Below are 13,241 nucleotides of genomic sequence, written 5' to 3' on the forward strand. Positions count from 1 at the left end.
ACAACCGGGTCGCCCGTCGGATGGCTCATCAATCGTCGAACGCAAAGGTTTCACGTGAAACATCCTGGCGAATCCCAGCAAGTCAGCAAGACCGCCGCAGGGTACGACGACACCACTCCCCTGGCCCGGGAGATCTCGGATCTGACCCGGCGCCGGCAGTTGATCGCTTCGGAACGTCTGCCGAAGCCGGACAGCACCCGGGTCATCACGATCTCCAACCAAAAGGGCGGCGTCGGCAAGACGACGACGGCGGTGAACCTGGCCGCGGCGTTGGCACGGCAGGGTGCACGTGTGCTGGTGATCGACCTGGACCCACAGGGAAACGCCTCGACTGCTCTGGGTGTGGAACACCGCGCCGACACCCCGAGTGTCTACGACGTGATCGTCAATGACGTGGAGATGGCCGGGGTCGTTCAGAGCAGTCCGGAATTCGGCAACCTGTACTGCGTCCCGGCCACGATCCACCTGGCCGGCGCCGAAATCGAGCTGGTTTCCCTGGTTGCGCGGGAGCAGAGGCTCAGCCGGGCGCTGGCGCGGCACCTGAAGTCGATGGCCGACCCCTACGACTACGTCTTCATCGACTGTCCCCCGTCGCTCGGCCTGCTCACCATCAATGCATTCGTCGCCGCCCGCGAGGTCCTGATCCCGATCCAGTGCGAGTACTACGCACTCGAGGGTCTCAGCCAGCTGCTCAAGAACATCGAGCTGATCGAGAAACACCTGAACCCCGACCTGTCCGTGTCGACGATTCTGCTGACGATGTACGACAGCCGCACCAATCTAGCGAACCAGGTGGCGCAGGATGTGCGCGATCACTTCCCGGAACAGGTGCTCAGCACCCTCATTCCGCGTTCTGTACGCGTTTCTGAGGCCCCCAGCTATGGTCAGAGTGTCATCAGCTACGACCTCAACTCAGCAGGATCGCTCTCCTACCTCGAAGCAGCAGCAGAAATCGCCCGCCGGGGCGCCCCGAAAACAGGAGAAGTTCAGTAATGGCGAAAAGAACAGGCCTCGGACGTGGCATCGGCGCGTTGATTCCCATCCACGATGACCCGACGCAGGCCCGTCCCGTCGACGTGTTCTTCCCCTACTCGGAAGAACTCCGGCCGGTGGCGAACGTGGAGCTGGTTCCGGTCCCCGGTGCGCGCCTCGCTCACCTGGATCCGGGCGACATTGTGCCCAATGCGCACCAGCCCCGCAGCGTCTTCGACGAGACAGACCTCGCCGAACTCGTACACAGCATCAAGGAAGTCGGTGTGCTGCAACCCATCGTGGTGCGCCCGATCGCTGAGATGCCGGGCAAGTTCGAGCTGGTCATGGGCGAACGCCGCCTCCGCGCCACCAAAGAGGCCGGCCTCGCTACCATCCCCGCCGTCATCCGTGAGACCGCGGATGTCGACATGCTGCGCGACGCCCTGCTGGAGAACCTGCACCGGGCGCAGCTCAATCCGCTCGAAGAGGCCTCGGCCTACCAGCAGCTGCTCGCGGATTTCGGCATCACCCAGGACGAACTCGCGTCGAAGATCGGCCGGTCGCGCCCTCAGATCACCAACACCATTCGTCTGCTCAAACTGCCCGAACCCGTGCAGCTGCGCGTCGCGGCCGGGGTCCTGACGGCCGGTCACGCCCGTGCGATCCTCTCCGTCGGCGACCTGGCGGGCATGCTCCAGCTGGCCGACAAGATTGTGAACGAGGACCTCTCCGTTCGCGCCGCGGAGGCCGCTGCCACCTCCCTGCCTCGGCTGGCACCGGTGAGGCCGGCCGCCGGGCGGCGGCAGGGACACCTGGACGAAATCGCCGAACACCTCGGAGATCGCCTGGACACCCGGGTAAAGATTCATCTCGGTGTTCGAAAAGGCCAGATCACGGTCGATTTCGCTACAATTGGCGACCTTAACCGCATCCTCGGTGTTCTGGGGGAACCCGGCTTCGGAACCAGCTAGCCCACCCCCCCGGCGGGAACATGTTTCACGTGAAACATTTGGCACGGTAATACGAGAGTGTCCATCTCGGTGCGGGTACACCGTTGTCCAAGGTGCACGGTGTCCTGGCCGGAGGCGCTTCGGCCACGGGCGAGCAACTGGCCGACTGGAATGTTTCACGTGAAACCCCCGGCGCGGTTGCTCTGCATATGGCCGCGGCCCGACTCGTCCGTGGCGAAGCTGTGGGGACTCTGTCACATCAGCGACAGCGTCACCGACAGCAGCAGGCCCGGCGCGGGCGCCGGTGATCAGAGTGAGTAGTCCTTGAGCGGTCCCTTGTTCAGGGAGGTGCGGTGGCCACCAGGGCGTGTTGGACGTGCCACGGGTCCGTAGTGAACCCCTCTCCGCGCCAGGTCCGTCTCCGTTGATCGAAGGAGCGGGACCCAACAGTGCGTCACTATTCTTCGCGAAGCCCTGGGTCGCCAGACCCGGGGTGTCTTTCTGACCATTTTCGCGTCACCAGGAGGCATGCTAAGGGACGGCCTGGGATAACAGAACGGTCTTTAGGAGGGCCAGAGGAGGTCGAGATGGAGGCGAATCAGCTGGCGGGCGTGACCAGACGGTTGGCAACTCATGTTTCACGTGAAACACTGCAGCGGACCGCGCGGTCCGATTGAGCTCGGCGGCGTCGCCGCGGTCAGGACCCGGCGATCGCCGCCCGGGCGAGGGCCTCGTAGACGGCGCCGAGCGATTCGCCGGTCGCTTCGATACTCAGCGGCGAGAGGGACGTCTCGGTCAGGCCGGGGAGCACATTCGCTTCCAGGAACCAGAGCACGCCGTCCGGGTCGACGATCAGGTCGATCCGCGAGATGTGGCGCAGGCCGAGCAGTTGGTGGATCGCGACCGCGGTTTCGGCGGCGCGGTCGGCGATTTCCTGGTGGATCCGGGCGGGAGTGTAGAACAGGGTCTCCCCCGCGTTGTAGCGGGCCTCGAAGGAGTACACGCCGTCGATGGGCACGATCTCCACGGCCGGCAGGGCCATGGGACCGTGGCCGCGGTCGATCACGGTGACGGCGAGTTCCGTTCCGGTGATCCGCTCTTCGACCAGGGCCACGGTGGCGTAGGTGTACGCGTCCACCATGGCGCGCGGCAGGCCGGCTGTGGACTCGACGATCGTGACGCCCTGGGCGGATCCGCCCTCTGAGGGCTTGACTACCAGCGGGATCGGCAGTGCGGTCAGGAGGTGCTCGAGCACGCTCGCCGCGCCGAGGTCGCGGAAGGTGTCGGTGGAGAGGGCGATGGAATCCGGAGTGGCGAACCCGGCCCGGCGGACAAGCTCCTTCGCAATCGGCTTCGACCAGGCGAGGCGGGCCGGGCCGCCCTGGGAGCCGACGTGAGGGATGCCGGTGGTTTCCAGGAGGGCCAGAAGCGCGCCGTCCTCGCCGGTGGCACCGTGCACGACGGGCCAGATGACATCGGGGTTCCGCCGGGTGAGTTCGGCGAGCATCCCGGCCTGGGGGTCCAGCACCGAGACGGTGTGTCCCAGACTGGTCAGGGCATCGGAAACCCGGCGCCCTGACCGCAGTGACACATCCCGTTCGTGGGAGATCCCACCGGCGAGAACAACAATATCAAGTGGCAAAAAATCGCTCATGATCAGGTATTTTCCTTGCTCTAGCTGGGAAAGTCGAAGAATTAGGCGGTCTCGGGCGGCGGTGAGCCGAATCGAGCGCTCTCGCGCAAGGGGTCCAGCGAGCCCGTGCCGGCGAAGGTCTCGAGCAGGTCGAGCTCGTCCCTGATCACGGTGGCGAGGCGGCGCACGCCGATCCGGATATGTTCCGGGGTCGGATAGCAGAACGACAGACGCATGTTCTGGCGTCCGTCTCCGTCGGCGAAGAACGCGGTTCCGGGCGTGTAGGCGACGAGTTCCTTGACGGCGCGCGGCAGCATCGCCTTGGAGTCGAGCCCTCCCGGCAGCGTGACCCAGACGTAGAAGCCGCCGTTGGGGTTGGTCCAGGTCAGCTCCGGCAGATACTCCTCCAGAGCGCCCAGCAGGGCGTTCTTGCGTTCGTGGTAGACCCCGCGGAAGGTGTTGATCTGGCCCTTCCAGTCCGCCGTGGCCAGGTACTCGGAGATGACCAGCTGGCTGAAGGAGCTGGGCGAGAGCACGGCGGCCTCGTTGGCGAGCACCAGCTTCTCCCGGATGGCGTGCGGGGCCAGCGCCCACCCCACCCGGAAACCGGGCGCGAGCGTCTTGGAGAACGTGCCGAGATAGACGACGCCCTCCTGCTCGAGCGAGCGCATGGCATCCGGTGCCGGCTGGTCGAAGTACAGCAGCCCGTAGGGGTTGTCCTCCAGCACGAGGATGTCGTTCTGGCGGGCGATCTCGAGAATCTCCACCCGGCGTTCCCAGCTCAGGGTCACTCCGGCCGGATTGTGGAAGTTCGGGATCGTATAGAGGAACTTGATGGTCTTGCCGGCCGCCTTCAGCCGCACGATGTGCTGGCGGAGGGCCTCGGGGATGAGTCCGTGCTCGTCCATCGGCACATGGTCGACCTCGGCCTGGTACGACTTGAAGATGACCATGGCGGTGACGTAGCTGGGGCCCTCGGACAGCACGACGTCTCCCGGGTCGAGGAAGAGCTTGCTGACCAGTTCCAGGGCGTGCTGGGAACCGGTCGTCACGACGACGTCGTCGGCGTGGGCACGGATGCCTTCCAGCGCCATGACCTCAAGGATCTGCTCTCTCAGCACGGGAACTCCCTGACCAGAGCCATATTGCAGGGCAACCGGACCCTGCTGTCGCATGACGCTGTCCATGGCGTTGATCACGAGTTCCTGCGGCAGGGCGGCGACGAACGGCATGCCTCCGGCGAGCGAGACGACCTCGGGGCGGGAGGCCACGGCGAACAGCGCCCTGACCTCGGAGGCGCGCAGCCCGGCGGCTCGATCGGCGTAGTGGTGGTACCACGGGTCGAGATTGTTACCGGTCTGGGGGGAGCGCTGTCCTGGCACGTCACTTCCGATCTGGTGAGGTTTCAATCGTATGGGGTATGGCCCGGGCGGAATCACAAAAAATGCCCGCCCGGCGTGAGCCGGGCGGGCATTGCGCCTCAGGGAGACGAGAGTGTTGCTGTTACGCGAGGTACGCGGCCAGGTCCTTCTCGAGTGCGACCTTGGGCTTGGCGCCGATGACGGTCTGGACGACCTCGCCCTTCTGGAACACCTTCATCGCGGGGATGGAGGTGATCTGGTACTTGGCAGCCAGGGCGGGGAAGTCGTCGACGTTCAGCTTGACGATGTCGAGCTTGTCAGCGTTCTCGCTGGCGATCTGGTCGAGGATCGGGCTGACGGCGCGACACGGGCCGCACCATTCCGCCCAGAAGTCGACCAGAACGGTCTTCGAGTTGTTGATGACTTCCTGGTCGAAGGTGACGTCGGTGACGGCGCGTGCAGACATGTGGTTTCTCCTTAGTTCGTGGACGTGGTGAGGACGGTCTCGCCGGCGCTGGCCAGCAGGTCCGCGGGCAGGGAAGCAAGATAGTGTTCCGCGTCGAGGGCGGCCACGGTGCCGGATGCGGCGGCCGTAACGGCCTGGCGATAGGTCGGGTCGATGACGTCCCCGGCCGCGAAGATGCCGGTCTGGCTGGTCTTCGAGGTGCGGCCGGCGACGGCGATGGTGCCCTCAGGGGTCAGGTCGAGCTGGTTGTGCACGAGGTGGGTGCGCGGGTCGTTGCCGATGGCGACGAAGATGCCGCCGACGGGGAGCGGGCTTTCCTCTCCGGAGATCGTGTTGCGCAGGACCAGGCCGTCGACGGCATCCGTGCCCGTGATGCCGGCCACTTCGGAATTCCAGACGAATTCGATCTTGGGGTTGCTGAACGCGCGCTCCTGCATGATCTTGGAGGCCCGAAGGGTGTCCTTGCGGTGCACTACGTAGACCTTGCTCGCGAACCGGGTGAGGAAGGTGGCCTCTTCCATGGCGGAGTCACCGCCGCCGATGACGGCGATGGTCTTCTCCTTGAAGAAGAAGCCGTCGCAGGTGGCGCACCAGGACACACCGCGGCCGGAGAGGCGCTCTTCGTCGTCGAGGCCCAGCTTGCGGTACGCGGAACCGGTGGCGAAGATCACGGCGAGAGCCTCATGCTTCTCGCCGCTGCCGAGGGTCACGGTCTTGGTGGTGCCGGTGAGTTCGAGTTCGGTCACATCGTCGTAGACGACCTCTGTTCCGAAGCGCTCGGCCTGCTCCTGCATCTTGGCCATGAGTTCGGGGCCCTGGACGCCCTCCGGGAAACCGGGGAAGTTCTCGACCTCGGTCGTGTTCATCAGCTCACCCCCGGCCTCGACCGAACTGGCGATCAGCAGCGGCTTGAGGTTGGCGCGTGCGGCATAGATCGCGGCGGTGAATCCGGCCGGGCCAGAGCCGATGATGATGATCTGACGCACGCGTAGACTCCTTCAAGTTGCGGGGGAAGCGATCTGGATTGCTCGCTGCCGGGTACAACACATCCTAATCCGATGATATTCCGAGCCGGCTGAGTGCGGGTCAGGCGCCGGCGCGCGGGCCGAGAACCGGTCAGCGGCGACGGATGCGATCGAGCACCGGGTCGAGGAATCCGCGCAGCTCACTGCTGCGCATGAGCAGCAGCAGGCCGAAGTAGACCGCCGACATGCCCAGGCCGATGACGCCCATGGCCAGGACCGCCTGGATCTTCCCCGACAGCGCGAATCCGGCTTCCCGGGTGCCGCCGAGTACCTGCAGGAGAGCGACCCCGGCCAGGATCGCGGGCACGGTGGCCACGGAGTACGTGGCGAGGCTGCGCAGAATGCGCCGACCGTCGATGCCGCCCAGCCGTCCCCGCAGCAGCCACGCGGCCAGCCCGGCCTGCGCGATGCCCGACACGGTGACCGTAAGGGCGACGCCGGCCGCGATCCAGGCGCTGGGCAGGAGTGCGCAGGCGAGGACGCCGATGATGACCAGGGTCACCTGGAACAGGGTGAAGAAGAACGGGGTGCGGGTGTCGCCGAGGGCGTAGAACGTGCGCTGGATGACGAACAGGACGCAGAATGCCACCAGGCCGAGCACGTAGGCGATGATCACGTTGCCGATGCTCAGCACCTGGCCGTACGGGGCCACGAAGACGCGGGCGAACGGGTAGGCGCAGACGGCGATGACGGCAGAGGCGAGCATGATGATCAGGGTGGTCCCCCGGATGGCGGAGGAGGCATCCGTTCTCACCAGAGCCAGCTTCCCCACCGAGGCGTGCTCGCTCATCCGAGTGAAGTAGGCGGTGGCGACCGACACGGTGATCACCGAATGCGGGAGCATGAAGATGAGCCAGGCCGTGTTGAGCGCGGCGACCGACGCGTCGGTGTCGCCGGCGAGCGTGACCACCCGGGTCTCGACGATTCCGGCCAGGGTGGTCAGCAGCAGCATCCCGAAGGTCCAGCTGGCCATCCGGCCGGCCACGCCGAGACCGACGCCGCGGAAGCGGAAGTCGGGGCGGAAGCGTAGGCCGATGCGGTGCCAGAAGTAGAACAAAACGACGGCCTGCAGCACGACGCCCAGCGTGGCAGTCCCGGCCAGGACGGCGATCATCGCGGGCGTGAACCCGGTGGCGAGCCGGGCGCCGTTCGGGTCGGCTCCATAGAGGGCCGAGAAGACGAGCAGGCCCGCGATGGCCACGACATTGTTGAGCACGGGCACCCAGGTGAACGGGCCGAACGACTTACGGGCGTTGAGAACCTCGCCCAGGACCGTGTACAGGCCGTAGAAGAAGATCTGCGGCAGGCACCAGAACGCGAAGGCCGTGGCGAGGGCCAGCGATTCCGGCTTCATGTTCGACCCGTAGAGCACGGTCAGCATGGGGGCGAGCGCGGTGGCTGCGATGGTCGTGGCGGCGAGGATGGCCAGGGCCAGAGTGAGGAGCTTGTTGATGTAGGCCGTGCCGCCGTCGGCGTGCAGGCTGGCCCGCACGATCTGCGGCACCAGCACGGCCGTCAGCACCCCGCCGGCGACGATGACGTAGACGGTGTTCGGCAACTGGTTCGCCACGGCGAACGCGTTCGTGCTCTGGCCGACCTGGCCGATCACCCCGGCGAGCACGATCAGCTTCACGAAGCCGAGGATGCGGGAGACGATGGTCCCGGAGGCGAGGAACGCGCTGGCCCGGCCGATGCTGTCGGTTTTAGGCACGGGGCTCCGTCGTGGGCTCGGAGGCGGCGCCGCGGATGGCCGCAGGGTCGACCTCGACATCGGGTTCGATCAGCTCGCGCCGGCGGCGCACGATGTTGCGCCAGACCCCGAAGCCGAAGAACAGCACCACGAGCGCGGCGAACAGGAGCGAGCCGAGGCCCTCCCAGTCGGCGCGCACGTTGATCGGGATGAGGTGCGGCTGGTCGATCATGCTTCCGGCGGGGGTGAACAGGGTCACGCGCAGGGTCACGGAACCGTTGCCGACCGCGGCCGTCACGGGAATCGTGACGGTGCGGGCCGACTCGGCCTCGATCGTTGACTCGACGTCGTCTTCGACCAGGAGCCGGCCGTTGGAGGGGACGACCTGCACGCGCACGGTCACCGCCTGGTCGAGGGCGTTGTCCAGGGTGACCGGAATGTCCACCTTGCTGCCGACCACGTTGATCGGGCCCTTGGTGGAGACCGTGATCGAGCTGAGCAAATCGGAGGATGCCAGCAGGCTCGTGGTCGACGCGTCCAGCCAGCTGGCCCGGTGCGACGCCCACGACGTGGCGAGCAGGGCCATCAGGTCCAGGCGGTGGCCGCCCGTGACGGCCCCGGGGTCGGACAGGGCGGAGGAGAACGCGGTTACGTCGCTTTCTCGCTCCAGGAGCCGGCGGGCCAGGTTCACGCGGTCGTCGGGCTCGGCCTGGCTGTCGAAGGTAACGTCATCCGCGGCCGCCGCGCTGCGGGCGTCCTGCAGGGAGGCCGGCGAGTGCCAGAGGAGGACCGTCAGAGCGTCGAGGGTTTGGCTGAGCCGGGCGGAGGTGGGCGGCCAGCCCCGGCCGAACGTGGCCACGAGCGTGCGGGCCGTGCCGGGCTGTTCCGCCGAAACGACGGCGAGCTGCGAACTGACCTCGGCCATCGCGACGCTCCAGGCTTCGTCCGTGGTCGCCAGGGCGGCCCGCCGGAGCGAGTCGGAGACGGGACCGTCGGATACGAGCCCCACGCCCCGCCCGGCACCCAGTGCGACAACGCTGTTCGGGGTGAGGTCGGTGGCCTGATGGGAGACGTTGGAACCGGTCAGGATGGTCGTGGTGAGGCCGTTCGCGGTGAAGGTGCCCAGGTCGGCGTCCGCGACCACTCCCTCCGCCGGCCACGCTATGTCCGTAGCGGTATATTCCCACGCCAGCAATTCTTCCGTGGTCGGCGGCGTGCCGTCGGCCGGGGACGCCGGTGGCGTCTGTGCCGGTGCCGTGGCCGGTGCCTGATTCTGCGGCGTCTGGTCCGCCGGGGTCGTCTGGGCCGGCGTCGGCGGCTGGGTGAACAGGGTCGGGTCGATGGCCTGGTCGAAGGATGTCGGTGCCAGCAGGGTGTCGCCGCCCGCCTGGGCCTGCAGCGCAATGTCGGTATCCGCATAGCTCAACGGGAATATATCGTTTCTCGCCAGTGCCAGCCGGTTCAGCCACGCGGTTGCGCTGGGCGGCGCGGACGTGCCGAGGATGCGAATGGAGGCGATGATCATCGGGTCGATGGCGAGCGTGACCGGTCGGCCGATCACGCCGTCCAGCTGTCGGGTCAGTACGCCCGTCGGGCCGGTGAAGCTCTCCAGCGCCTTGGCGGTGATCAGGCCCGTCGACTGTTCCGGAACGGTGATCGGCATGACCACCGAAAGGTTGACCGGGGTGACCTCTTCATCGGAATACCAGACGAACGTGCCGCGGCCCTGCGCCCGCGTTGTTCCCTCCGTGGAGAGGGTGACGGCGATTCCGCGGGCACCCCACGCATTGCCAGTGGTGAGACCCACGGAGTCTGCGGGCACGGTCAGGGTCAGGACCTCGGTGCTGTCGGGCTGGATCGAGACCTTCATAGCCTCGCTCATCAGCAGGTCACCCGGCCTCGTCGATTTCTCGGGATGGAGCCACTTCTCCAGGGCGCCGCGGGTGATGAGGGCGCGTTCGGCCAGATAGACGTCGAGGGTGCCCGGAGCGATCGGATCGGCGGTCGGATTCGTGATCGTCACGGTCACGGCCAGGTCCTGGCCCATTTTCAGCGGTGCCAGCGTCGTCGGCGTCACGGAGATCGCCACCGAATCGGCCGAGGTGGCGGCCGGCGATGCAGGGGATCCGGCAGCGTGCGCTCCAGTCGTGAGGCCGGCCAGCACGGGAAAGGCGGGCAGGAGAGCGGCCGAAGCCACCGGGAGCACGCCGGCGAGCAGCCCGATCAGGACGACTCCGGCAGAGGCTCGCACTCGCCGCCGGAGGCCGCGGACGGCGTCGGGGTGAGCGGGCCGGCGCGCAGGAACTGAGTCGGCCACCATAAGGGGATTCTACGGCGTGCCAGGTGGGATAACACTGCGCGGGCACGTCCGGACCGCCGCCGGCAACTAACATGGGGGGCATGCAGAGCGTCGCGACAGCCCTCACGCGGCTGGGCGACCTGGCTGCCAGCCCCACCGTTTCCCGACTGGCGAACGCGTTTTCCGCGGCCGGCCATGAACTCGCCCTCGTCGGCGGCCCGGTGCGCGACGCGTTCCTCGACCGGCCGATCCACGACCTCGATTTCACGACGGATGCCACCCCGGACGAGATCCTCAAGGTGGTCAAGCCCATCTCCGACGCCCACTGGGACATCGGCCGCGCGTTCGGCACGATCGGCGCCCTGGTCGCCGGTGAGACCGTGGAGATCACCACCTACCGGGCCGACAGCTACGACGGCCAGACCCGCAAACCGGAGGTCGTCTTCGGCCTCAGCCTCGAGGACGACCTGCTGCGCCGCGACTTCACGGTCAACGCCCTCGCCCTCCGATTGCCGGAACTGGCCCTGGTCGACCCGGCGAACGGCATCGCTGATCTTCTGGCCGGAATTCTGCGCACCCCGATTTCGCCGGAGCGGTCCTTCGGCGACGATCCGCTGCGGATGATGCGGGCCGCCCGGTTCACCGCGCAGCTGGGATTCAGCCTCGACGCGGACACCAGGGTCGCGATGGAAGCGATGGCGGACCGCATCCTGAACATCTCGGCCGAGCGCGTGTGTGACGAGCTGTCGAAGCTGCTGAAGTCGGACAGCCCGCGGGTCGGAATCGAACTCCTGGTGGACACCGGCCTGTTCGGCCGGGTGCTGCCGGAGATTCCGGCACTGCGGCTCGAGATCGACGAGCACCATCACCACAAGGATGTCTACCAGCACACCCTCACCGTGCTGGACCAGGCCATCGGCTACGAGAAGTCCCGCGCCAGTTTCAACGGGCCGGACCTGATCGTGCGGCTCGCGGCGCTCATGCACGACACCGGCAAACCGGCCACGCGCAAGCTCGAGCCGGGCGGCGTGGTCAGTTTCTACCACCACGACCTGGTCGGGGCGAAGCTGGCGAAGAAGCGCCTGCGCGCCCTGCGGTTCGACAACGACACCATTTCGGCGGTGGCCCGCCTGATCGAACTCCACCTGCGATTCTTCGGCTACACCGAGGGCGCCTGGACCGATTCCGCCGTGCGCCGCTACGTGAGGGATGCCGGCGACCAGCTGGAACGACTGCACATCCTGACCCGGGCGGACGTGACCACCCGCAACCGTCGCAAGGCCGACCGGCTCGGCTTCGCTTACGACGACCTGGAACAGCGCATCAAGGAACTCGCCGAGCAGGAAGAGATGGCGGCCGTGCGCCCCGATCTCGACGGACAGCAGATCATGGCGATCCTCGGCGTTTCGCCGGGCCGTGAGGTGGGCGAGGCCTACCGCTTCCTGCTGGAGCAGCGGCTGGACGACGGACCCCTCGGCGAGGAAGAGGCCACCCGCCGCCTGACCGCCTGGTGGGCCGCTCGGGCCCGGTAGGCCTGGCCAGACTGGCCGGACTGGCCGGACTTGCCGGACTTGCCGGACTTGCCGGACTTGCCGGATTTGCCGGGCTTGCCGGGCGCGACCGGCCCCGGGTCGACGCGGCCCGAGTCGACCCGGCTCCGCTCGCGTCGAGGTCGCCACTTCCGGTCGACGTCGGCAGGTGTGCCGGGCGAACTCGACCGCAACTGGCGAGCTCGGCGCATCCGTCTTCCCCTCCACAGGATGTGCCGACCTGGGTTCGTTCACCGTCCGCCGCATTGCCGGCCGGGCGCCGCGCGGCTCGGCCAGCATCGGGGGCGTGGATAATCGCGATTTTCCCTATCGAACTGACCTCCGGCGCACCAGCGACCAGGAGCTGATCGGTCACGACGGCCGAGCCCTGCGGCGGGGGGTCACGGCGGGTGAGCAGGAGAGGCTCCTCCGGGGCATCTATGTGTCGTCTCCGGTGTGGGCCGCCGCGGACGACGACGCCCGGTATCTGCTTCGCATTCAGGCGGTCGTCCTGACACGCCGTTCCCGGCCGGTTCTCTCGCACCTGTCGGCCGCCCGGATCTGGGGCCTTCCCGTGCTGGGCCGGTGGCCCGCCGAGGTTCACCTGATGTGCGGCGGCGATGCTCATCGCCATGCGCGCAATGGTGTCGTCTGGCACTACGACCGCATCGACGATGACGAGGTCGTCGAGATCAACGGCTTCCTCGTGACGAGCCGATTACGCACGATGGTCGATCTTGCGCGAACCGAACGATTCGCAGCCGCCGTCGTCGCCCTGGACGCCGGCCTCCGGACGCCGTTCGTGCTGCCGAGTGGCTCTCGCGAGCAGGACATCACCCACGCTGAATTCCAGGAGGCGGTCACCCGGCTGGGTGCGGTGCGCGGCTGCCGCGGCGCACGCCTGGCTGCCGCGTTCGCGGACGGGCAATCCGGTTCCGCCGGAGAATCGGTGAGCCGCGCGAACATCTACCTGGCCGGGCTGCCCGCGCCGGAGCTGCAGGTGGCTTACCTTCGGCCGGCCGGAGGGGAAGACAAAGTGGATTTCAGGTGGCACGCCCGACACAATGTTCGCCGAGTGACTCTCCTGGGCGAGTTCGACGGGAAGGTCAAGTACACACGCGACCAGTACATGGCCGGCCGCACAATCCAAGAGGTCGTGTGGGACGAGAAGGTGCGAGAGGACCGCCTGCGCGCGCCGGCTGGAGGGCCGGATCGAGGAATGGTGCGCTGGCTGTGGGATGTCGCGGTGAGTCCTGTTCGGCTCCGCGCGGTTCTGATCGGTGCCGGGCTGAGGCCGGAACGATGAGCCGCCGCAC

At 67.3% G+C, this 13,241-nt stretch carries 10 protein-coding genes; 4 read left to right on the forward strand and 6 right to left on the reverse strand.

From position 1 onward, the window contains the following. Window positions 1-54: 54 nt before the first annotated feature. Both E3T42_RS11155 and E3T42_RS11160 read left to right on the forward strand, forming a co-directional pair. Window positions 55-993, forward strand: a complete 939-nt coding sequence (locus E3T42_RS11155; protein ID WP_134365361.1) for a ParA family protein — start codon at window positions 55-57, stop codon at window positions 991-993. Then, the gene (locus tag E3T42_RS11160; protein WP_134403023.1) at window positions 993-1,943 is read left to right on the forward strand and encodes a ParB/RepB/Spo0J family partition protein; all 951 of its coding nucleotides are present in this window, start codon (window positions 993-995) and stop codon (window positions 1,941-1,943) included. Before E3T42_RS11155 ends, E3T42_RS11160 begins: the two co-directional genes overlap by 1 nt. A 676-nt stretch (window positions 1,944-2,619) precedes the next feature. Here the strand turns inward: E3T42_RS11160 and E3T42_RS11165 are convergent. From E3T42_RS11165 to E3T42_RS16765, 6 genes are all read right to left on the reverse strand, one after another. Beyond that, window positions 2,620-3,576, reverse strand: a complete 957-nt coding sequence (locus E3T42_RS11165) for an ATP-grasp domain-containing protein (RefSeq protein ID WP_134403024.1) — start codon at window positions 3,574-3,576, stop codon at window positions 2,620-2,622. A gap of 41 nt (window positions 3,577-3,617) precedes the next feature. Next, a complete protein-coding gene (locus E3T42_RS11170) occupies window positions 3,618-4,937 on the reverse strand; it encodes a PLP-dependent aminotransferase family protein (RefSeq protein ID WP_134403025.1) in 1,320 nt (439 codons plus the stop codon). A gap of 121 nt (window positions 4,938-5,058) precedes the next feature. Beyond that, window positions 5,059-5,382, reverse strand: a complete 324-nt coding sequence (gene trxA, locus E3T42_RS11175) for a thioredoxin (protein WP_134365357.1) — start codon at window positions 5,380-5,382, stop codon at window positions 5,059-5,061. 11 nt (window positions 5,383-5,393) lie between these two features. Continuing rightward, window positions 5,394-6,368, reverse strand: coding sequence for a thioredoxin-disulfide reductase (gene trxB, locus E3T42_RS11180; protein WP_134403026.1), 975 nt, complete (start codon window positions 6,366-6,368; stop codon window positions 5,394-5,396). Window positions 6,369-6,498: 130 nt separating this feature from the next. Next, window positions 6,499-8,118, reverse strand: coding sequence for a lipid II flippase MurJ (gene murJ, locus E3T42_RS11185; RefSeq protein WP_338145008.1), 1,620 nt, complete (start codon window positions 8,116-8,118; stop codon window positions 6,499-6,501). Continuing rightward, complete coding sequence (locus E3T42_RS16765; RefSeq protein ID WP_160141134.1) at window positions 8,111-10,417, reverse strand: DUF6049 family protein; 2,307 nt, start codon at window positions 10,415-10,417, stop codon at window positions 8,111-8,113. Before E3T42_RS16765 ends, murJ begins: the two co-directional genes overlap by 8 nt. Before the next feature lie 80 nt (window positions 10,418-10,497). On the opposite strand from E3T42_RS16765, the gene E3T42_RS11195 reads away from it, so the two are divergent. Beyond that, window positions 10,498-11,928 (forward strand): CCA tRNA nucleotidyltransferase, encoded by a 1,431-nt coding sequence (locus E3T42_RS11195; protein ID WP_134365354.1) that lies wholly within the window; start codon window positions 10,498-10,500, stop codon window positions 11,926-11,928. A 304-nt stretch (window positions 11,929-12,232) separates the two neighbouring features. Continuing rightward, window positions 12,233-13,231: a hypothetical protein gene (locus E3T42_RS11205; protein ID WP_134365353.1), complete on the forward strand. Its 999-nt coding sequence runs from the start codon at window positions 12,233-12,235 to the stop codon at window positions 13,229-13,231. The last annotated feature ends 10 nt before the right edge of the window (window positions 13,232-13,241 follow it).

Source organism: Cryobacterium sp. TMT4-10 (assembly GCF_004403275.1).
GTDB classification, from domain to species: domain Bacteria; phylum Actinomycetota; class Actinomycetes; order Actinomycetales; family Microbacteriaceae; genus Cryobacterium; species Cryobacterium shii.